We start from the raw sequence: 20,222 nt of genomic DNA, 5'->3' as shown, positions 1-20,222 counted from the left end.
AGCCCAGTTCAGCCTGCAAAGACCCTGCGGAAATGGGTCTCTTGCTCGGTTTCGAGTGTCATGGCCGCGGCGCGGGCTTCCTGGGTGAGCTCAAGCCGCTATCGAGACTAGGCTGACTCAGTGAGGAAGGCTCGGGGCCAAGGATTGGAGACGTCGCCAGCGGAGAAGCTGAAGGCGTCGTCGGGAACTGCTTCGGGAACTGCGTAAGGAAGTTTTCTTTGGCCAACTCGAACGCCACCCCGGCTTTGTTCTTGGCCTCCCTGGTCTGCTCGCGCAACGCACGGGCTTGTTGTTCTTGTAGCCTGGCCTGCTGCTTCTGTTCCTGCGCCGCCCGGGCGGCCCGGTCTTGGGCGGTAGGTCGTCCCACCTTGCGCAGCGCCGTGGAAAGGAAATCCGTGGGCACCGGGAACGTATTGGCGTCTGCCACGGCCCTACGGCGGGCCAACCGCGCTTGCTCCCGGTCCTTCTTCGCCTGAGCGTAGGCTGCTTTGCACTCCTCTACGTCTGTGTGGCACCTGAGGAGCATGCGAGAGGCAGAACGCTGCTCCGGGATGGCGTTGCTGGACATAAGCGCCCGGCGTGCCACCTTGAACATCTGTTCAATCATCTCTTCCAGATTTTTGACCGCCTGGTCGCCTGCCATGATTTCCGCCTGCCGGTTCTGAGTGTATTTGCGTGAAGCGCGCTCAACCGCTGCCGCCCCCTTGCCCTGCTGACCGCCCCCAACGGGGGCTGGCCGGGGCATGGATGCCCCGGCTTTGTGCGCCGCGGGGCGCGGTGCACGCGCCTGGACGGCGGCCCCTGCGTTGGCCTTTACGGTGTGGACTGGAAGCTGGAGCACCGCAGGACCGGCGCGGTAATGTCTCGGTTCATCGCTGCGCAATACACGACTATATCCGCCGGCCTCTGGAGCTCGTCTCCCCCCCGTGGCCAAGCCAGGGTTAACACCGTTGACTGGTTGCAGCGCAGGCACGCGCTCGTGGCCAGCTCCTGGGTTTCGGATTCCAAGAGCATCGATGCTATTTCGCGTGAGAGCGGGGGCACGGGGGCGGCGCTTGCGGCTGGGCTGGCGGCTGGGGCTGACTGGGTCATGGCTTGGGGCCTCTGTGGGGGTTGGCTGGGCAGCAGCGCGCAGGCGCGCCGCCGATTCTTTGCGACGTTCCAGAAGGGCTTGCGCGTGCAGCGCCTGCTCGTCCACGTGAGCCAAACGGCCCTCCGCAGCGACCTGGGCCTTGAGTGCTTCGAAGCGTTCGGCGTGGGCCGTCACTCGGCTGGCCGACGCGTCGCGCACGCGGTCGTTCCGCTCGGCTTTCTGCAAGCGCGTCCCGCGCCGCCGCGCCTGGGTAACTTCTTTGCCCTCGTGACGGGTCGCTGGGCGGTCCAACGCAACCGCCGCTTTGAAGTCGCCCTTTTCTACAGCCGCCATCTTTTGCTTGTGCAAGCTGCGATGGTCAACGCGCGCGTCCACGCCCGCCGAAGCAAGCGCCTTGTTCATGCGCTCACCGATGGCGGCGCGAATGGCTTTTAGTTCATTAGCGCCCGCAACGTATTCGTCCAGCACTCGCGCCGCGCTGTCCCCAAACCCATCGGCGCCAACGACGCGGGGAGTCAGGAGGATGTGGGCGTGGTAGTTCCGATTGTCCCCGCCCTTGTCCGGCGCGTGCAGCGCCACCTGGGCCGCGACACCGTATCGGTCCACCAGCAGCTGGCCGACGTCCCGGGCCAGGTCCCGCCGCTGCTCGGGTGTGAGTTCGTGCGGCAATGCAATCAGCACTTCACGCGCCACGCGGGCGTTCTTCCGGGTCTCGTGCTCTTCCACCTTGGCCCAGACTTGGTGCGGGTCCAGCGCCCACGCTGGTGCGTCAGTCGGTGCCAGCATGTCCACGGACAGCACACCGGTTTTGCGGCTGTAGTTGTGACGCGTTCCGCTGGGGTCGTCCAAGTCCAGCCCAGCACGGTAGGCCGCCGCCGCTGTCGCGGAGTCGCCCTTGCCCCGTGAAAGGCTTTTGACTTGAACGCTATAAATCGCCACGACCCAACAATCTCCAATACACCGCAGCCCCCTGGGGGGCGAGGACTGGGGGGAGGCGTCACGCGGAGCGTGGCGTTCGGGTGTCGGGGCGAAGCCCTGACCGCACGGTTTTGCGAAGCAAAACCATAAGTGCGCTATTGCTGTTCTTTCGGGGCGCTTCGCACCCCATCGAACTGCCATAGAACCGGGGCTGCTCGCTGCGCTCGCTGGCCCCCTAAATCAGAGTTACATGCACAACGGAACTGTCAACTTTTTAGCCAAACGATGCCAAAAAACAAAAACGGCGCTCGCTGCTCGCTCGCGCCAGAAAATGGGCGTTGCCCCCTTGCCTTCGGCCTATTTTCTGGTTGCATAGATTATCTAAGGCTGTTGTGGGCGTGTCGTGGCAAATGTTGAGAAGCAAAAACTAAAACTGGACCGGATGGTTGAGGCGCTGGCGCGCGAGCAAGCAAAGTTGTTGTTGGCGGAACGCGAGGTGCAGCGCAAGCAGCGACGTGCCGAACTCAAAGAACGCGAAGAGGCACGCCGCCAGGATGCGCACCGCAAGATTGGTTTGGGCGGGCTTGTCATTGCCGCCAACGCCGATGGGTGGAATGAGGCGGAGATTGTGGGCGCCTTATTGGCCATCACTGACCGCTTTGCCTCGCACCCCGATTTCCGGGAACAAGTAAAGGAGCGAGGCATTCGCCATCTGGAAGCACGCGAAGCCGCGCGTAAGGCGGGCCGGTCATGAGCGAGCACAAGAAACCCACGGACCCGCTGCTTGAAAAACAGATGGAAGGCTTGCGCGCCCACTTCCTTGGCTCGCTGAGCGACCTGCTGGACGCCCGCCGCAAACGTAAGGCGGAATGCCCGACGCCCCCGCCAAGTGCGCCACGCGGCCCGCAACCGGGCGGCTATACGCTGGTTGAGGTGCTGTTGGTGCTGGGCGTGTCTTCAGCGATGGCGGCCGCCGGATGGCTGCTGTTTGGTCCGACGAGCGTGGCAGCTGAGGTAAAGCAGACGCAGTTGGATTTCAGCGAAACGGCCACCGCGATTGACCGTTCATTAGGCATCGTGGGCGGCTACTCGGGCTTGTCCACGTCGCTCGTGCAAACCGATGGCCTGGCCGCGCAGCGGCTGAGGCAGAGCGATGGCCTCCGCAATGCCTGGGGCGGCTCTGTGTCGTTCTGGCCGAACACGGTGAAGCGCGGCAACGACTCGTTTTTAGTCGAAACGCGCGACGTGCCCAAGGCAGCATGCGCCCGACTGGTCGCGGCCATGGCCGGCGACCCGGCCGTGGCCGATGCGCAGGTCAATGGCGAGAGCGTCTATGTGAACAAAAAATACGACCCCGCTACGGCGGCGGTCGCTTGTGAGCGCGACGGCGGGGACCGTCTGGGGTTTGTGTATTTCTCGGGATTAGCGTCCGGGTCCTCGGTCGCGGTGTCGTCCATCGGATTGCCTGCGGCCCCGCCGTCGGTGGACCCGGCCAACCCCAGCACTCCGGTGGGCCCGGTCGATGGGGCCCCCGAAGTGGACGATGCCACGCCGGGGACGCCTGGCGTGGTGCCGGCTGGGCCGCCGGCAACACAGCCGCCGGCCGTTCCTCCGGCCCCACCAGCGCCAGCGACACCGACGGCTCCTCAGCCGACGCCAACGGTTTTGCCCCCCGGCACGCCTCCGGGATTGACGGTCTGCACCGTGCCGCCGACGCAGACGCAAAACGTGAACTGCCCCGCAGGACAGATTGGGACTGTGACGCAGCAACGTTTGGGCTACTGCGGAGAGGTAGGTGGTCCGTATGAAGCTTGGGCCACGGGGATCTATGGACCTTGGACCACGGTTAACAGCACCTGCGCCCCGGCGTGTGTGGCCCCCTCGCCCACGTCGGTGGCCATCTCCCGCGTTGCGCCGGCCGAAAGCCAGAACGTGGGTTGCCCCGCTGGTCAGACGGGCGAGCACTGGCAACAGCGCAACCGCGTCGAGAATGGCACTCGCACCACGTCCTGGACGTGCCCGGCTCTCACCGGGTCCCCCACGTCGAGCACCACTGAAAGCTGGAGCGGCACTTACACCGCCACCAGCGGCTGGGTCACCACGTCCAACACCTGCGCCACGCCAGCCCCCACGCTGGACCTCGACGCGAGCTGTGGTTTCGTAGGGGCTCAAACCGACGAGGCGCCGGAGACCTGGAACGGCGGTTGTGTTCAAGCAGGACGCTTTTACCTGCGCACGTCGCCAGTGTCTGCCGTGTTCGGGCTGCGCAGCACCATTGACCCTGGCACCTACGCCATCCAATGGTCTGGGGATTGTGTTGGGACGGCTTCCGCTTGCACCGCTGCGCCGGTCAATGTCTCGGTCAACTCACCCCACGACAGGACCGCAACGGTCACCGTGACCCATAGGGCCACGGGCCAGCAGTTCACAAAGACTGTCACGGCCCAATGGCGCGTGAGGGGCATCGGGAAAGGCGGGGACTAATCCCCGCCCAGCACTCGGACGTGCTTCGCCCCGGCCTGGTGAATGACGCCATCGGGGGTAGCCAAGTAACCGGCTCCCCCTTGGTAATCCGTCTTGCTGAACATGCGAAGGTTTTGCCCTGTTACGCGGAGCGACGTGCGCGAGCGTGAACCGAAGGCGTCCTTGCCCAGCAGCAGCACGTCCGTGGAACTGGCCGCAAACGTCTTTTCGCCGCCGTGGCTGTGAATCGTCTCCACCGTCGGCTGGAAGCCTGCGGGGATTTTGCTGGCGAAGTTCACGCAGGCAACGTGAGAGTGATTTGTTCCAATCACCACGCCGAACCGGTCGCCGTCGCTGGCCAGAACGCCGCACGCCTCAAACCCCGTCTCATCGCTGTAAGCGCGAAGGCGCGGGCCAATCCGCTGCGCAAACGCATCCAGGCTTTCGCCAGGCTCGCTCACCGCTTCAAAAAGGCGCTGGTAGTCCACTCGGCCCACGCCAGGGACAGCTTCCGATTCAGTGGTGCCTGCCGACCCATCGTCGTGTGCCCATGCCGGGCCGCCGACCACCAATGCCACCACCGCCAAGAGTTTCCACAGCATGCCGTCCTCTTTCGAGAACGGCCGCCTACGAGCCCCTTACCGTGCCTGCATGCTACGATTGGGTATCGTTTGAGGTATCGTTTTGAGGGAGCGGCTCCGGCAACATCTCCTTGCAGTTCAACTGCTTAGGAAAGGGTGCCGGGACGATCCGCCCACCTCCACAGACGCGCCATCGACCAGCGAGGTCCGGCCCTTGTCGTCGACGAAGACGAGCCGATGGCGCAGCACGCGTGGCGTCTGCCGGCCATCGGGCACGGTCAGCCACAGGAACGCGACCGTACGCATGCCCGCAGCGACGAGAACCTGGGTGGCATCCTCGTCGGCAGTCCGGGGCTGCACGGCCTGGACCAGATCCCGGCCGGTCAGGCTCGTGAGCGGCGTGGTCTCCTCGCCGGCGAAGACCTCGATGCGCTGCAGCCGCAACACGCCGGTGTCGCGGTAATAGTTGGTCACATGCAGCTCGTACGCCAGGTGCGTGCGGCCATCGTCACCCACCACCGGTATCGGCGCGCATGGCGTGCGCACCTCGACCGGCGCCAGGGCACGCTCGGCATTGCCGTCGGCGGGCAGGAGCAGGTTCAGCGCCGTCAGCACGAGCCAGAAGCCGGCCTTGCCAGGGGCGCGACGCGTCGGCGAACGCAAGGGTCTGATGGCAGGCATGATCATCCGGGGCAAAGGCATGTGAGCGCTGCCATGCCACGCACCTTAGCAAGGTCTCCGCGTCCTGCGCAGGCTGACCGGTGGTGAAACGGAGTCGGGCGCTGGCAAGGCCCAGCAAGGGCCCCGCTCCTGCAAGCCGTATCGACGCACGCCGGACAAAGGCGTGTTCCATGACATCACGAGCGTGTTTATCAGCCGCGATGGCAAAGTCGTCCCGGGGTATGGGCAGAATCCGCGAAGGCGTGCATCCGCTGGCATGGCAGGAGCATGACACCCGCGTATTGCGCTGGCTGACAATCTGGTCAAGGTTCAGCTTGGACGGGCAAGGATGCGACTCCCTTCAACAGGACCAGGAGTCGTTGCATGAGGCAGTTCCTTTCTGCGTTGACGCTGTCGCTGGCCATCGCCGCGCCCGCCATGGCCCAGGACGCGGCCGCCACCCGCGACGCGATCATCAAGAACGGTGCGCAGCTCAACGGACTGGCGCAGCAGTGCGGCAACATCACCCCGGAACAGGCCAAAACGCGCAAGGAACAGTCGCGCGCGGCCATCTACGGCAAGGGCGCCGATTCGAGCGGCTTCGATGCCTTGTACGACGCCGGCTTCAACGCGGGCATCGCCAGGATCAAGTCCGCGCCCGATGGCGGCAAGCAGATGTGCGAGCGCCTGAAGGCGCTGCAGCAGGGTCCGGCGAAGAAGTAAGCACGATCCGCCGCGCCTGGGCGTTGGGCCCAGGCGCGGCGGGCGGGTTGAAGACCCGCGCTGGGCGCCCCATCTGCTCTGGAGCATTCCGGAGCCTGCCATGGACCCCAGTCAGAACCCCAACGTCTTCCACGCCACCACCATCCTGTCGGTGCGCCGCAACGGCCACGTCGCCATCGCCGGCGACGGTCAGGTCACGCTCGGCCACACGGTGATGAAGGGCAATGCGCGCAAGGTGCGGCGGCTGGGCCGCGACGGCCACGTGCTGGCCGGCTTCGCCGGCGCCGCAGCCGATGCCTTCACCCTGTTCGAGCTGTTCGAGGCCAAGCTGGAAAAGCATGGCCAGCTGCAGCGCGCCGCGGTCGAGATGGCGCGCGACTGGCGCACCGAGCGCCGCTACGGAAAGCTCGAGGCCCTGCTGGCGGTGGCCGACAAGGACACCTCGCTGATCATCAGCGGCACCGGCGATGTGATCGAGCCGGAGGACGGCATCATCGCCATCGGCTCCGGCGGCTCCTATGCCCTGTCCGCCGCGCGCGCGCTGCTGGCGCATACCGAACTGGAGGCCAAGGCCATCGCGGTCGAGGCGCTCAACATCGCCGGCGACATCTGCATCTATACCAACCGCAACGTGGTGGTCGAAGAGCTGTGAATGGGGAATCGGGAATCGGGAATCGCAAAGGCTGTTTCCCGTATCCCGATGGCTCCGCTTTTGACCATTCCCCATTTCCCATTCCCGATTCCCACAATGAACGAAGCGAATAACTCCACCATGACCCCGCGCGAGATCGTGCAGGAGCTGGACCGGCACATCGTCGGCCAGCACGCGGCCAAGCGCGCGGTGGCCATCGCGCTGCGCAACCGCTGGCGCCGCGCGCAGCTCGAGCCAGAGCTGCGCAACGAGGTCATGCCCAAGAACATCCTGATGATCGGTCCGACCGGCGTGGGCAAGACCGAGATCGCGCGGCGCCTGGCGACGCTGGCAAACGCGCCGTTCGTCAAGGTCGAGGCCACGCGCTTCACCGAGGTCGGCTATGTGGGCAAGGACGTCGAGCAGATCATCCGCGACCTGGCCGACACCGCGGTCAAGCTGTACCGCGAGCAGGCCAAGACCCGGGTGCGCACCCAGGCCGAGGAGCGCGCCGAGGATCGCCTCCTCGACGCGCTGCTGCCCAAGCGCAGCGGCGGCATCGGCTTCGATCCGGCGGTGGTGTCCAGCGAGCCGTCCGCGCAAGACAGCGACACCCGCGCCAAGTTCCGCAGGATGCTGCGCAAGGGCGAACTGGACGACAAGGAGATCGAGCTGGAGCTGGCCGCCAGCGTCGGCGGCGTGGACATCATGACCCCGCCGGGCATGGAGGAAATGGGTCAGCAGCTCAAGCAGATGTTCTCCAGCCTGGGCGCGGCCAAGACCCACAAGCGCACCGTGACCATCAAGGCCGCGCGCCCGCAGCTGATCGAGGAAGAGGCCGCCAAGCTGGTCAACGAGGACGACGTGCGCGCGGCGGCGATCGAGGCCTGCGAGCAGCACGGCATCGTCTTCATCGACGAGATCGACAAGGTCGCCAAGCGCGGCGAGAACGTCGGCGGCGGCGATGTCAGCCGCGAGGGTGTGCAGCGCGACCTGCTGCCGCTGGTGGAAGGCTCCAACGTGTCGACCAAGTACGGCACGGTCAAGACCGACCACATCCTGTTCATCGCCTCCGGCGCGTTCCACCTGGCCAAGCCCAGCGATCTGATCCCCGAGCTGCAGGGCCGCTTCCCGATCCGCGTGGAGCTGGGCGCGCTGAGCAAGGAGGACTTCGTGCGCATCCTCACCGAGCCCAAGGCCGCCCTGACCCGACAGTACGTGCAGCTGATGCAGACCGAGGGCGTGACCTTGGCCTTCGAGCCCGACGCGGTGGAGCGCCTGGCCGAGATCGCCTTCCAGGTCAACGAGCGCCAGGAGAACATCGGCGCGCGCCGCCTGCACACCGTGCTCGAGCGGCTGCTGGACACGCTCAGCTACGAGGCGCCGGACCGCGACGGCGAGGCGGTCACGGTCGATCGCGCCTACGTCGACAAGTACCTGGGCGAGCTGGTGCAGGATCCGGACCTGAGCCGTTACATCCTCTGACGGATGGCCGGCGGTCGAGATGACAAAGGCGCCTGCGGGCGCCTTCGTCGTATGGCGCCGGCGACGCATGCCATGCCTGATGGGAGCCGCCATGGCGGCGAGGGGGTTTTCCCGGTCAAGCCCCTCGCCGCCATCAGCCGCTCCCCTAGGTAGAGCGGAGCTTGCTCCGCTGGGGCCGCCCCCACGATCCGGCCGAAATGCAGCGGAGCAAGCTCCGCTCTACAGGAAAGCCGCGACGTGGTCGGAACAGACAACGGCTCCCAGCGTGGTCACAGCGCGTTGTCGGTCCGTTCTGGATGCGCGGCATACGCTGCGCCGGTCTTTCCCGTCATCGAGGTGCGTCATGCTGCGTCCTCTCGTGCTCGTGTCGGCGCTCGCGCTGGCCGCGCTTGCCGCGCCTGCGCAGGCGCGTACCACCTGCCACCTGACCTTCCAGATGTCGGGATGGTCGGTGTTCTACAAGACCTCCCAGGGCACCGGTGAAATCACCTGCGACAACGGCCAGCGCATGGCGGTAAAGGTCAGCGCCAAGGGCGGCGGGCTGACCGTGGGCAAGTCCAGCATCCACGGGCGCGGCGAGTTCACCGAGGTGCGCGGCATCGATGAGCTGCTGGGCAGCTATGCCACCGCCGAGGCGCATGCCGGCGTGGAGAAATCCAGCAAGGCCCAGGTGATGACCAAGGGCGAGGTATCGCTGTCGCTGGCCGGCACGGGCAAGGGCTGGGATCTGGGCGTGGCCTTCGGCGCGTTCCATATCGAGCCGCGCTGATTGCAGCGCGGCGCCGGCGCGGGCGTGGTGTTGGGCGAGCAACGTCGCTGGGTTCCCGCGTTCGCGGGAACGACGAGGTGGGGGTTGTTGTTGAGCCGCGTTGGTGGAAACGATGAGGAACGACGGTGAGCCGCTTCAGTCCTCGCCGATGTCCTCGTTCCACACCTCGGGGTGGGCGGCGATGAAGCCGCCGAGCAGGTCGACGCATTCCTGATCGTCCAGGTCGATGACCTGTACGCCCGATTCGCGCAGCCAGTCGATGCCGCCCTGGAAGGTGCGCGATTCGCCCACCACCACGGTGCCGATGCCGAACTGGCGCACCAGTCCCGAGCAGTACCAGCACGGCGCCAGGGTGGTGACCATGATCGTGTCGCGGTAGCTGCGCTGGCGGCCGGCCTTGCGGAAGGCGTCGGTCTCGCCGTGCACGGAGGGGTCGCCTTCCTGCACGCGGCGGTTGTGGCCGCAGCCGAGCAGGCGGCCGTCGCCGTGGTAGAGCGCCGCGCCGATGGGGATGCCGCCCTCGGCCAGGCCGGCGCGGGCTTCGTCGATGGCCGTGCGCAGCAGGGCGGCGTAGTCGGGGGTGGCGATCATGCAGGGGCTCCAGCAGGGGCGAGGACATCGCCGTTAGACCAAAGGATATTGCATCGCAACAGGAGCTGGACGGGCGACATGGAATACTCTGCGCCGTCGCCGACCACCCCAATCCAGGATTGTCCATGATGCATGCCACCCCCACGCCCACCTCGACCTCGGTGGCGCGCTCCACGCCCAAGCTGGCCATGGCGGTGGTGACGATCATCTTCTTCATGTGGGGCTTCCTGACCTGCCTCAACGACATCCTGGTGCCGCATCTGAAGTCGGTGTTCACGCTGAACTTCACCCAGGCCGCGCTGGTGCAGTTCACCTTCTTCGGCGCGTACTTCCTGATGTCGCTGCCGGCCGGTCGCGTGGTCGCCGCGCTGGGCTACAAGGGCGGCATCGTCTGCGGGCTGGCGGTGGCCGGCGTCGGTGCGCTGCTGTTCTGGCCGGCGGCCGGGGCGCACAGCTATCCGCTGTTCCTGTTCGCGCTGTTCGTGCTGGCCACCGGCATCACCGTGCTGCAGGTGGCGGCCAATCCTTATGTCGCGCTGCTGGGGCTGGAAAAGACCGCCTCCAGCCGCCTGAACCTGTCGCAGGCCTTCAACTCGCTGGGTACCGCGATCGCGCCGCTGTTCGGCGGCCTGCTGATCCTGGCGGCCGATCCGAAGACGCCCGAGCAGGTGGCCGCGATGTCGCAGGCCGATGCGCTGGCCTATCGCACCGCCGAGGCCAGCTCGGTGCAGATGCCCTACCTGGGCCTGGCGATCGCGCTGTTCGCGCTGGCGGTGTTCATCTTCGCCTTCCGCCTGCCCAAGCTGTCGGAAGAGAGCGAGCAGGGCGACGGGCGCCACTACGGCATCTTCGAGCCGCTGCGCCACCGCCACGTGCTGCTGGGCGTGCTGGGCCTGTTCTTCTATGTCGGTGCCGAGGTGTCCATCGGCAGCTATCTGGTCAACTTCCTGGCCATGCCCGACATCGGCGCGATGACCGAGAAGGCGGCGACCAACTATGTCTCGGCCTACTGGACCGGCGCGATGGTCGGCCGCTTCGTCGGCTCGGCGCTGCTGGTGCGCATCGACGCGGGCAAGCTGCTGGCGGTGTTCGCCGGAGTGGCCACTGTGCTGCTGCTGGTCACCCTGGCCACGACGGGCATGACCGCGGTCTATGCGGTGGTGGCCATCGGCCTGTTCAATTCGATCATGTTCCCGACCATCTTCACGCTGGGCATGGCCAAGCTGGGGCCGCTGACCAACCGCGCCTCCTCGCTGCTGATCATGGCCATCGTCGGCGGCGCGGTGCTGCCGCTGCTGATGGGCTTCCTGGCCGACCATATCGGTCTGCACCACGCCTTCGTGCTGCCGCTGGTGTGCTATCTGTACATCGCCTACTACGGCATCAGCGGCTCGAAGGTGCGCGAGCCGGTGCCGGTGGCTGGGGTGCAGCGCTGAGGGCGGATTGAGTCCTTGCGTGGGGGAGGGCGCGCGGTTTGTTGGTTCATCGCGAAGAGCACCCCTCCCCTAGGTCGCTAGCCGCGACTTCGAGCTCCCCTTCGCTGCGCGAAAGGGAGGGGGCCGCAGGCAAGTTTGCTTAGGGCATGCAAGGGCGCACTTCGGTGAGCCTTTTGCTTTTGGGGCGGCGCGCGGGGCCTCGACGCCATCGCGCGCCGGTCGGTGCGATAATCGCGGGCATGAGCGAATCCCCCTATACCTCCGGCACCACCCACTTCGGCTTCCGTGATGTCGCCGCGCGCGACAAGCAGAAGCTGGTCGGCGAGGTCTTCACCTCGGTGGCCGGCAAGTACGACCTGATGAACGACCTGATGAGTCTGGGCATTCATCGGATCTGGAAGCGCTACTTCGCCGCCACCGCGCAGGTGAAGCCCGGCGATCGCGTGCTGGACCTGGCCGGGGGCACCGGCGACATCGCCGCGCTGCTCAAGGATCGTGTCGGCAAGGCCGGCAGCATCGTGCTGGGCGACATCAATGCCGGCATGCTCACCGTCGGCCGCGACCGGCTGACCAACCGCGGGCTGGTGTCGGGGCTGGAGTACGTGCAGCTCAACGCCGAGGCGCTGCCGTTCCCGGACAACAGCTTCAACCTGGTGACCATCGCCTTCGGCCTGCGCAACGTGACCGACAAGGACGCGGCGCTGCGCGAGATGCATCGCGTGCTCAAGGTCGGCGGCCAGGCGCGCGTGCTGGAGTTCTCAGAGGTCAAGCCCGAGTGGTTCCGGCCGATCTACGACTTCCACTCGTTCAAGGTGCTGCCCAAGCTGGGCAAGCTGTTCGCCGGCGACGCCGACAGCTACCAGTACCTGGCCGAGTCGATCCGCAAGCATCCGCCGCAGGACCAGCTCAAGGCGATGATGACCGAGGCCGGCTTCGCCCGCACCCGCTACACCAACCTGTCGGCCGGCATCGTCGCCATCCACGACGGCTACAAGGTCTAAGAGGCCCGGCGGGCGCCTAGAGGTCGCAGGCGCACCCGCAGGCACGCGACGCAACGCCCGGCCCAGGCCGGGCGTTGTGCGTTGTGGGATCGGCCCGGGACGCAGGGGCTAGAATGCAAGTTCCCGTCCCAGACCGGCTGATTCCCCCGATGCGCTCTGTGTTGTTCACCCTGTCCTGCGCGGCCCTGCTGCTGTCGGCCTGCTCGAAGGAATCGGCCACGTCCGAAACCGCACCCACCGCCACGCCCAAGGCCGCCGCCGTGTCCAAGCCCGACCGTCGCCACGACGAGAGTTCCTACGCCCAGCCCGAGAAGGTCGTGATCAAGGACCTGGCGCTGGACGTCAAGCTGGACTTCGACACCAAGCAGATCGGCGGCACCGCCACCTATCGGCTGGACTGGAAGGATCCCAAGGCCACCGAGTTGGTCCTCGACACGCGCGCGCTGACCATCGAGAAGGTCGAGGGCGCCGGCGCCGACGGCAAGACCTTCGCGCCGCTGCAGTACGCACTGGCCGACGCGGACAAGACCTTCGGCAGCAAACTGACGATCCAGGCGCCGCAGCGCAATCCGGTGGTGCGCGTGACCTACCACACCTCGCCCGACGCTTCGGGTCTGCAGTGGCTGGCGCCGTCGATGACCGAGGGCAAGCAGCTGCCCTTCATGTTCAGCCAGTCCCAGGCGATCCATGCGCGCAGCTGGGTGCCGCTGCAGGACACCCCGGGCGTGCGTTTTACCTATACCGCGCACGTGACCAGCCGTCCCGACGTGATGGTGCTGATGAGCGCCGGCAACGACCCGGCCGCAGTGCGCGACGGCGATTACTTCTTCGTGCAGAACAAGCCGATCCCGTCCTACCTGCTGGCCATCGCCGCCGGCGACCTGGTGTTCCGCAAGCTCTCCGACCGCGCCGGCATCTGGGCCGAGCCGGCCATGGCCGACAAGGCCGCGGCCGAGTTCGCCGACACCGAGAAGATGATTACCACCACCGAGGATCTGTACGGCCCGTACCGCTGGGGCCGCTACGACATCCTGGTGCTGCCGCCCTCGTTCCCGTTCGGCGGCATGGAGAACCCGACGCTGACCTTCGCCACGCCCACGGTGATCGTCGGCGACAAGTCGCTGGTCTCGCTGGTGGCCCATGAGCTGGCGCACAGCTGGTCGGGCAACCTGGTGACCAACGCCTCGTGGAAGGACATCTGGCTCAACGAGGGCTTCACCACCTACGTGCAGGGCCGCATCACCGAGGCGGTGTATGGCCAGGAAATGGCCGAGATGGAGCGCCAGATCGACCAGACCGATCTGCTCAACGAGCTCAAGGACATGACCCCGGCGCAGCAGGCGCTGGCGCTGCCGCCGCTGGGCGAGACCGATCCGGACGAGGCGCTGAGCCAGGTCGCCTACGTCAAGGGCGCCTGGTTCCTGCAGTTCCTGGAGCAGCGCTTCGGGCGCGCGGTGTTCGATCCGTTCCTGCGCGGCTGGTTCAACGACCACGCCTTCCAGAGCGCGACCACCGACCAGTTCGTCGCCTACATGAAGCAGCACCTGCTGCCGAAGAATCCCAATGCGGTCACCCAGGCCGAGCTGGATGCGTGGCTGGACCAGCCGGGCATTCCCGCCTTCGCCACGCGCGCGCAGTCGCGCGGGTTCGCACTGGTGGACACCGCCCGCATCGCCTGGCTGGGCAGCGGCACGCTGCCCAACAAGCAGGTCACCGAGGACTGGGTGACCCAGCAGTGGGTGCACTTCATCGAAGGCCTGGGCCAGACCCTGCCGGTGGACAAGCTCAAGCAGCTCGATGCGGCCTACCACTTCACCGGCACGCCGAACGGCGAGATCGCCATGCGCTGGTATCCGCTGGCCATCCGCAGCGGCGATCACGACGTGTGGCCGGCGGCGGGCGAGTTCATCGGCCGCGTCGGCCGGCGCAAGCTGATCATGCCGATCTACGCCGAACTGGTGAAGACGCCCGAGGGGCTGCAGTTCGCCCGCGAGGTGTTCGCCAAGGCCAAGCCGGGCTATCACCCGATCACCACCGGCTCGGTGGAGGCGATGCTGGACAAGGCGGGTCAGGCGGCGGCGCCGGCTGCCTCTGCGCCTGTCTCGACTCCGGCTCCGGAGGCCGAACCGGCGGCTTCGACGCCGGCCGCGAGCACGCCTGCCGCGACCAAGCCGCCGGCGCAGTAAGCGCGGTTCGCGTTGCCGCCTCGCCCCGCGCTAGCCGCGGGCGCGGCGGCCTTCCAGCCATCCTTCAGACGACGCGCTCCGCCCCCTCCCTTTGGCCGAAGGCCAAGGGGAGCTCGAAGTCGCGGCTAGCGACTGAGGGGGAGGGGTGCTTTTCGCGATGACGGCAAAGGCAAAAGCACCCCCTCCCAGCCTCCCCCTTCGCTTCGCGAAAGGGGAGGGGCGTGAGCTGCTTCTTGTCTGTTGAGTGGCGGGCGCTTCTGCCCCCTCCCTTTGGCCGAAGGCCAAGGGGAGGGCTGGGGAGGGGTGCTTCTCGCGGTGACGTCAAAGGCAAAAGCCCCCCTCCCGACCTCCCCCTTCGCTGCGCGAAAGGGGAGGGGCGTTAACTGCACCTTGTCTCTTGGGTGCGGTGCTTCTGCTCCCTTCCTTTGGCCGCAAGGCCAAGGGGGAGCGCGAAGTCGGCTAGCGACTGAGGGGGCTTTCAGGCTTGGGCGAGGGCCTGGTCGGCGTCGGCCAGGGCGCGCCAGCGCGGCAGTTCGTGCAGCTTGCGCACGCGGCGCAGGTAGTCGGTGTCGACTTCGCTGCCGTCGATCAGCGCGGCCGCCACGTGTACGGCGCCGGCGACCCAGAACAGCGAGCCGGCGCGCGCCGGCTGCTGGTGCCAGGCGACCGCTTCGATCATCGGCGCGGGCAGGCCCCACAGGCCGAGCAGATAGGCGCCGGCGACGCTGTGCGGCAGGAGAGTCGGGCCGTCCGGCTCGTGCAGTTCCAGCGGCGGCAGCAACCTGCCGACCTGGGACAGCAGGCCGGCGGTGGCGGCCACGCCGGTGCCGGCCTCGGGCAGCAGCTGGTCGGCCAGGCGCGAGATGCGCAGCGCGCGCTCGCGCACTTCGTCCACGCCGGGGCCGGAGGAGAACACCTCGCTGGCCAGCACCAGCCGGCGCAGCGCGTCCTGGCCCAGGCGCACCACCGCCATGCGCAGGTCGCTGATCTCGCGCCCGCCGGAGTAGTAGGCCGAGTTGCTCAGGCGCAGCACGCGCGCGGCCAGCGCCGGGTCCTGCGTGACCACGTCCACCAGATCGGCGGCCTGGGTGCTGTCGTTGCGCAGCAGGCGGCTCAGGGTGAGGTATTGCTTGGGCGCGGCCGGCAGCGGGCCGGCCTGCTCGATGGCCTGCTTGAGCCGCGCATCGTCCAGCAGCGAGCGCAGTTCGACGATGTCGTCGATGGCATCGATCAGGGCGACTGGATCGAACGGCTCGGGCAGCACGCGGTGGGCCACGTCCAGCGCCTGCATCATCTCCTCGCCCTGCGGATCGGGCACCAGCACCACGCGCGCGGCTAGCGGGAAGCGCTCGCGCAGCTCGTGCATCATCAGGTTGCAGCGGTTCCAGCCGGTGCCGGAGAAGCACACCAGCGCGTCGGGCGCCAGCGCGTCCAGATGCGGGGTGGGACCATCGCCCAGCTGCAGCCAGCTCACCCCCCAGTCGCGGCCACGCGCGGCCAGGTGGATCTGGAGTTGCGCTGCCTGTTCGCTGGTTTCACCAGCCACGACGATGTGCACGGAGCCCTCAGGAGGTGTTGCGATGCGATGCCCGCATGATAGCAACGCTATTTATCGCAATCGCGGCGTTGGCGTGCCTTTGGTCGGGGACGCCGGCCGGTTCGCTCAGTCTGCCCCGCCCAGCGGGAAGGTCGCGCGCACGCAGGTGCCCTCATCGTCCGAGCTCTCGTGCAGCTGGCCGGCGTGCTGTCCGGCGCGGGCATGCATGCCGCGCCGGCCGAAGCCCGCCGGGCTGCCCACGTCGTAGCCGGTGCCGTCGTCGCGCACGGTCAGCTGCAGCGTGCTGGCGCGGACCAGCAGGCTGACCTGGATCTGCGTGGCGCGGGCGTGGCGCAGGGCGTTGGTCAGCGCCTCCTGGGCGATGCGGTACACGGCCAGCTCCAGTGCGTCGGGCAGGCGTGGCAGTTCGGCCGGGGCCTGCAGGGTGCAGCGCACCGCGCCCGAGGCGTCGTGGCGCTGGCACAGCGCCTCCAGCGCGGCGACCAGGCCGGCCTGCTGCAGCAGCGGCGGCTGCAGGGCGTGGGTCATGCCGCGCACGGCCTGCAGGGCCTGGGCCGAGAGCGCGTCGAGATCGCAGGCCAGATCCTGCTGCTGCGGCACGGTCAGGGTGGCGGAGAGTTCGGCCAGGCTCAGGCGCAGCGAGGTGAGCAGCTGGCCGAGCTCGTCGTGCAGTTCGCGGGCGATGCGCGCGCGCTCGGCGTCCTGGGCGGCGATCAGGGCGTCGCGGAAGGCGGGGTCGTGGGCCGCGTCATGGGCAGGGTCGGGCATGGGCGCCAGCCTAAAGCGTGCGACGGGCTTCGACGTGAGGATGAGGTCGGCAGGGACGCCTCGAATCGAGCCGCGCGGTATAGCCGCACGCTGGCACGTCGCGCGCTTGATCTCGAAGTGGATCAGCCGCGCCGGCGTCGGAGCCCGCGCGGCTGCAGCTCATGACCGATCGTGCGGGAGGGCGCGGCTGCGCTGGTAGCGGTCCAGCCAGACGTCGAAGTCCACCCGCGGCAGCGCCGGCGAGTACAGATAGCCCTGCACCTCGTTGCAGCCCAGTGCGCGCAGGAAGTCGGCCTGGGTGTCGGTCTCCACGCCTTCGGCGGTGACCTGCAGGTCGAAGTTGCGCGCGATCAGCAGGATCGAGCGCACGATCGCCGCATCGCCGCGGTCCTGCATCACATCGCGCACGAAGCCGCGATCGATCTTGACCCGGTCCACGGCCAGGTGATGCAGCGTGGACAGCGAGGCATAGCCGGTGCCGAAGTCGTCGTAGGCCACGCGCAGCCCGCGCCGGCGCAGCTGCTGCAGCGTGGAGGCGGCATTGCCGTCTTCCCGCAGCGCGATGATCTCGGTCAGTTCCAGCTCCAGCCGCGCCGGCGCCAGGCCGCTGCTGGCCAGGGCGTTGTCGACTTCCTTGAGCAGATCCTCGTGGGCGAACTGCACCGGGAACAGGTTCACGCTCACCGCCAGCGGGCGGCCGTCCATCAGGGGCCAGTTCACCGCGTCCTTGCAGGCCTGTTCCAGCACCCACCAGCCCACCGTGGTGGCGATGCCGCTGACCGCCAGGGCCTCGATGAACTCCGCCGGCAGCAGCACCCCGCGCTCGGGGTGGCGCCAGCGCAGCAAGGCCTCTGCGCCGGACACGCGGCCGGACTTGAGCTCGATCTGCGGCTGGTAATGCAGTTCGAACTCGCCGTCGCGGTGGGCGCGGCGCAGCTCCAGGTCCAGCCGTCGCCGGTCGATGGCCTCGGTGCGCATGCTCGGTTCGAAGCGCCGCAGCGAGCGCCCGCGGCTGCGCTTGGCGTGGTGCATGGCCAACTGCGCGCGGGTGACCAGTTCCAGCGCATCGGGCAGCTCGGGCGAATCGTCGACCGCGGCGACCTCGTCGGCCGGCACGGACGGCAGCGCCGGCTCGGCCTCGCCATCCATCGCCACGCCGATGCAGGCATCCAGGTGCACGCGATGCAGATCGACCTCGCACGGCTGGGCCAGGTCCAGCAGCAGCGCGTTGAGCATGGCCTCCATCGGCTTCTGCCGCGCGCTGGGGAAGCACAGCGCGAACTCATCGCCCTCCAGCCGCGCCAGGAAGACATCGTCGGGCAGCCGCGCGAACAGGCGCGCGGCCACCACCTGCAGCACCGTGTCGGCGGTGGCGTGGCCCAGGGTCACGATGATCGAGCGGAAGTTGTCCAGGCCGAGCACCGCCACCGCCGTGGGAATGCCTTGGTTGCGGCGTTCGTCCAGCGCGACCAGCAGGCCGTTGCGCGTGGGCAGGCCGGTGACCGGATCCTCTTCGGTGCGCGCGCGCTCGCGCGCGGGATCGTCGAGCAGGGCATCGACGTAGCCGGCGATCGGATCGTCGGAGGGCGAGCGGTTCACGCGGCCTGGCTCCGTGTGGCGGACAGCGGCGGCTGGGCCTGCAGCCAGGCCAGCGCCTGGCGGTAGGCGTCGGCGCCCGGGCCGGTCATGGGCGCGGCCGAGGCCAGCGCGCGCGCATCGCGCAGGCGCGCATCCATCGGGATGGCCTGCGGCCACACGCGGCCGGTGTGCAGGTCGTGCAGCAGCTCCAGGCTCTGCGTGCCCAGGGTGGTGCGGCTGTCGTACAGCGTGGGCAGCACGAAGCGCGGCAGCGGCCGGCGACGCGAGGTCTCGACCATCTCGGCGGTATGCAGCATGTCGGTCAGGCCGTGCAGGGCCAACGGATCGGTCTGGGTGGGCACGATCAGCGCGTCGGCGGCGGCCAGGGCGTTGACCATCAGCAGGCCCAGCGTGGGCGGGCAGTCCAGCAGCACCTCATCGTAGAGGTCGGCCACGCCGGACAGGGCGCGCTGCAGTGCCATGCCCAGGCCGGGCTGGCTGGCGCTGCGGCGTTCCAGCGTGGCCAACGCTGGCTGCGCGGCGAGCAGGCGCAGGCCCTCGATGGGCGTGGTGCGCGCCAGCGTATCCGCGCCGGGCGCGCCGTGGGCGAACAGCTCGTGCGTGCCGCTTGGCACCGGATGGCGCGGCACGTTGAACGCCCGCGTCATCGAGGCATGCGGATCCATGTCCACGATCAGCACCTGGCGGCCGGCCTGCGCCAGGCAGCGCGCCAGGCACAGCGTGGTCGTGGTCTTGCCCACGCCGCCTTTCTGGTTGGCGATCGCCCAGGTCTTCATCAACCGGCGGCCTCCACGTTGGCGGGCAGCGGGGTGACGGCCACCGGCGTGGACGGCTGGGGCTGGAGCGTGTCGGGGCTGACCGAGTCCGGGCCGCGCGGGCGGCCGCCGTTGGGCGTGGCCAGGATCACCAGCACCACGCGGCGGTTGGCGTTGCGGCCCTGCGCGGTGGCGTTGTCGGCGACCGGCTGGAACTGCCCGTAGCCCACCACCGCCAGCCGCGCCGGCGACACGCCGGTCTGGGTCAGCACGTGGACCACGCTGGCCGCGCGCGCGGCCGATAGCTCCCAGTTGGAGGCGAACTGCGCCGTGGCGATGGGCTGATCGTCGGTATAGCCCTCCACGCGCACCGCGTTGGGCACGTCGCGCAGCACCTCGGCCACGCGCTGCACGGTCGAGGCGGCCACCGGACTGGGCGTGGCCACGCCGCTGGGGAACAGGATGTCGCTCTGGATCTCCACTTCCAGATAGTTCTCGCCGCGGCGCACGGTGACCTGGTGCTTGGCCACCAGGTCGGAAAGCACGGCCTGGATGTTCTCGCCGACCGCGCCCAGCTGGCCGCCGCCGATGCCCGGGCCCTGGCTGGCGGTGGCGTCGAACGCGGTGGGCGTCATGCCGACGGTGGACTGGCCGTAGCGCGGCGCGTCCAGCGCCTGACGCATCTTGGCCTGCATCAGCTGGCTGGCCGGGGCCGGGCCGATGCGCGCGGCCGAGGTCGCCAGCGAGGGACGGTCGAAGGAGGAGCCCAGCAGCTGGTGCTTGCCCAGCTGCACCGGCGAGACCGAGCGCGGCGGGCCGCCGAACTCGGCGTTGAGCGCATCGGACACCGCGCGGAACTTGCCCTCGTTGACCGAGGAGATCGCGTACATCACCACGAAGAAGGCCAGCAGCAACGTCATGAGGTCGCCCATGGGGATCGCCCAGGCCTCATGGTTGACGTGGTCTTCGTGCTGGTGCTTGCGCGCCATGGGGAGAGGTCGTCCT

Annotated in this window: 18 protein-coding genes; 9 read left to right on the top strand and 9 right to left on the bottom strand. The window is 68.2% G+C overall.

Annotated features, from left to right (window positions below; translation table 11 throughout):
- Positions 1–58 precede the first annotated feature (58 nt).
- Positions 59–2,032 (bottom strand): MobA/MobL family protein, encoded by a 1,974-nt coding sequence (locus tag EAT51_RS02100; protein ID WP_130561210.1) that lies wholly within the window; start codon positions 2,030–2,032, stop codon positions 59–61.
- 382 nt (positions 2,033–2,414) lie between these two features.
- On the opposite strand from EAT51_RS02100, the gene EAT51_RS02095 reads away from it, so the two are divergent.
- Both EAT51_RS02095 and EAT51_RS20730 read left to right on the top strand, forming a co-directional pair.
- Entirely contained in the window at positions 2,415–2,765 is a 351-nt protein-coding gene (locus EAT51_RS02095; RefSeq protein ID WP_130561209.1) for a conjugal transfer protein TraD, read from the top strand.
- A complete protein-coding gene (locus EAT51_RS20730) occupies positions 2,762–4,495 on the top strand; it encodes a type 4 pilus major pilin (RefSeq protein WP_130561208.1) in 1,734 nt (577 codons plus the stop codon). Before EAT51_RS02095 ends, EAT51_RS20730 begins: the two co-directional genes overlap by 4 nt.
- Here the strand turns inward: EAT51_RS20730 and EAT51_RS02085 are convergent.
- Positions 4,492–5,076, bottom strand: a complete 585-nt coding sequence (locus tag EAT51_RS02085) for a hypothetical protein (protein ID WP_130561207.1) — start codon at positions 5,074–5,076, stop codon at positions 4,492–4,494. The two genes, EAT51_RS20730 and EAT51_RS02085, sit on opposite strands and share 4 nt — an antisense overlap.
- A gap of 117 nt (positions 5,077–5,193) precedes the next feature.
- Positions 5,194–5,742: a hypothetical protein gene (locus tag EAT51_RS02080; protein ID WP_165422675.1), complete on the bottom strand. Its 549-nt coding sequence runs from the start codon at positions 5,740–5,742 to the stop codon at positions 5,194–5,196.
- A 357-nt stretch (positions 5,743–6,099) separates the two neighbouring features.
- Here EAT51_RS02080 and EAT51_RS02075 point away from each other — a divergent pair, with 357 nt between their 5' ends.
- From EAT51_RS02075 to EAT51_RS02060, 4 genes are all read left to right on the top strand, one after another.
- A complete protein-coding gene (locus tag EAT51_RS02075) occupies positions 6,100–6,438 on the top strand; it encodes a hypothetical protein (protein WP_130515509.1) in 339 nt (112 codons plus the stop codon).
- Positions 6,439–6,538: 100 nt separating this feature from the next.
- A complete protein-coding gene (hslV, locus tag EAT51_RS02070) occupies positions 6,539–7,090 on the top strand; it encodes an ATP-dependent protease subunit HslV (RefSeq protein WP_130515511.1) in 552 nt (183 codons plus the stop codon).
- Positions 7,091–7,186: 96 nt separating this feature from the next.
- Positions 7,187–8,554 (top strand): ATP-dependent protease ATPase subunit HslU, encoded by a 1,368-nt coding sequence (gene hslU / locus EAT51_RS02065; protein WP_205953477.1) that lies wholly within the window; start codon positions 7,187–7,189, stop codon positions 8,552–8,554.
- Positions 8,555–8,897: 343 nt separating this feature from the next.
- Entirely contained in the window at positions 8,898–9,323 is a 426-nt protein-coding gene (locus EAT51_RS02060; RefSeq protein WP_130515513.1) for a hypothetical protein, read from the top strand.
- A 135-nt stretch (positions 9,324–9,458) separates the two neighbouring features.
- Here the strand turns inward: EAT51_RS02060 and EAT51_RS02055 are convergent, their stop codons facing one another.
- Positions 9,459–9,914: a nucleoside deaminase gene (locus EAT51_RS02055; RefSeq protein ID WP_130515515.1), complete on the bottom strand. Its 456-nt coding sequence runs from the start codon at positions 9,912–9,914 to the stop codon at positions 9,459–9,461.
- Positions 9,915–10,042: 128 nt separating this feature from the next.
- Here EAT51_RS02055 and fucP point away from each other — a divergent pair, with 128 nt between their 5' ends.
- The 3 genes from fucP (at position 10,043) to EAT51_RS02040 (ending at position 14,537) form a co-directional block, all read left to right on the top strand.
- Positions 10,043–11,350 (top strand): L-fucose:H+ symporter permease, encoded by a 1,308-nt coding sequence (fucP, locus tag EAT51_RS02050; protein WP_165421908.1) that lies wholly within the window; start codon positions 10,043–10,045, stop codon positions 11,348–11,350.
- A gap of 239 nt (positions 11,351–11,589) precedes the next feature.
- Positions 11,590–12,351 (top strand): bifunctional demethylmenaquinone methyltransferase/2-methoxy-6-polyprenyl-1,4-benzoquinol methylase UbiE, encoded by a 762-nt coding sequence (gene ubiE / locus EAT51_RS02045; protein ID WP_130515519.1) that lies wholly within the window; start codon positions 11,590–11,592, stop codon positions 12,349–12,351.
- Between the two features lie 149 nt (positions 12,352–12,500).
- Positions 12,501–14,537 (top strand): M1 family metallopeptidase, encoded by a 2,037-nt coding sequence (locus EAT51_RS02040; RefSeq protein WP_130515521.1) that lies wholly within the window; start codon positions 12,501–12,503, stop codon positions 14,535–14,537.
- 478 nt (positions 14,538–15,015) lie between these two features.
- Here the strand turns inward: EAT51_RS02040 and EAT51_RS02035 are convergent, their stop codons facing one another.
- From EAT51_RS02035 to motD, 5 genes are all read right to left on the bottom strand, one after another.
- Positions 15,016–16,095, bottom strand: a complete 1,080-nt coding sequence (locus EAT51_RS02035; RefSeq protein WP_130515523.1) for an HDOD domain-containing protein — start codon at positions 16,093–16,095, stop codon at positions 15,016–15,018.
- 105 nt (positions 16,096–16,200) lie between these two features.
- Entirely contained in the window at positions 16,201–16,863 is a 663-nt protein-coding gene (locus tag EAT51_RS02030) for a sensor histidine kinase (RefSeq protein WP_130515525.1), read from the bottom strand.
- Positions 16,864–17,022: 159 nt separating this feature from the next.
- On the bottom strand, positions 17,023–18,462 hold the full coding sequence (locus tag EAT51_RS02025; protein WP_165421882.1) for a putative bifunctional diguanylate cyclase/phosphodiesterase: 1,440 nt from the start codon (positions 18,460–18,462) through the stop codon (positions 17,023–17,025).
- Positions 18,459–19,238: a ParA family protein gene (locus tag EAT51_RS02020; RefSeq protein ID WP_130515529.1), complete on the bottom strand. Its 780-nt coding sequence runs from the start codon at positions 19,236–19,238 to the stop codon at positions 18,459–18,461. The genes EAT51_RS02025 and EAT51_RS02020 overlap by 4 nt, the downstream gene beginning before the upstream one ends.
- Positions 19,238–20,206 (bottom strand): flagellar motor protein MotD, encoded by a 969-nt coding sequence (gene motD, locus EAT51_RS02015; RefSeq protein WP_130515531.1) that lies wholly within the window; start codon positions 20,204–20,206, stop codon positions 19,238–19,240. The genes EAT51_RS02020 and motD overlap by 1 nt, the downstream gene beginning before the upstream one ends.
- Positions 20,207–20,222 lie beyond the last annotated feature (16 nt).

This window comes from Pseudoxanthomonas winnipegensis, from assembly GCF_004283755.1.
Classification (GTDB): Bacteria; Pseudomonadota; Gammaproteobacteria; order Xanthomonadales; family Xanthomonadaceae; genus Pseudoxanthomonas_A; species Pseudoxanthomonas_A winnipegensis.
The sequence above is the reverse complement of the archived record's forward strand: the minus strand, read 5'-3'. Positions and strand labels throughout refer to the sequence as shown.

Coding starts and splice junctions, on each gene's coding strand:
- EAT51_RS02030 (WP_130515525.1), bottom strand. CDS start 16,863: ATGCCCGACCCTGCCCATGACGCGGCCCACGACCCCGCCTTCCGCGAC.
- ubiE (WP_130515519.1), top strand. CDS start 11,590: ATGAGCGAATCCCCCTATACCTCCGGCACCACCCACTTCGGCTTCCGT.
- fucP (WP_165421908.1), top strand. CDS start 10,043: ATGCATGCCACCCCCACGCCCACCTCGACCTCGGTGGCGCGCTCCACG.
- EAT51_RS02040 (WP_130515521.1), top strand. CDS start 12,501: ATGCGCTCTGTGTTGTTCACCCTGTCCTGCGCGGCCCTGCTGCTGTCG.
- motD (WP_130515531.1), bottom strand. CDS start 20,206: ATGGCGCGCAAGCACCAGCACGAAGACCACGTCAACCATGAGGCCTGG.
- EAT51_RS02080 (WP_165422675.1), bottom strand. CDS start 5,742: ATGATCATGCCTGCCATCAGACCCTTGCGTTCGCCGACGCGTCGCGCC.
- hslU (WP_205953477.1), top strand. CDS start 7,187: ATGAACGAAGCGAATAACTCCACCATGACCCCGCGCGAGATCGTGCAG.
- EAT51_RS02085 (WP_130561207.1), bottom strand. CDS start 5,076: ATGCTGTGGAAACTCTTGGCGGTGGTGGCATTGGTGGTCGGCGGCCCG.
- EAT51_RS02055 (WP_130515515.1), bottom strand. CDS start 9,914: ATGATCGCCACCCCCGACTACGCCGCCCTGCTGCGCACGGCCATCGAC.
- EAT51_RS02060 (WP_130515513.1), top strand. CDS start 8,898: ATGCTGCGTCCTCTCGTGCTCGTGTCGGCGCTCGCGCTGGCCGCGCTT.
- hslV (WP_130515511.1), top strand. CDS start 6,539: ATGGACCCCAGTCAGAACCCCAACGTCTTCCACGCCACCACCATCCTG.
- EAT51_RS20730 (WP_130561208.1), top strand. CDS start 2,762: ATGAGCGAGCACAAGAAACCCACGGACCCGCTGCTTGAAAAACAGATG.
- EAT51_RS02075 (WP_130515509.1), top strand. CDS start 6,100: ATGAGGCAGTTCCTTTCTGCGTTGACGCTGTCGCTGGCCATCGCCGCG.
- EAT51_RS02020 (WP_130515529.1), bottom strand. CDS start 19,238: ATGAAGACCTGGGCGATCGCCAACCAGAAAGGCGGCGTGGGCAAGACC.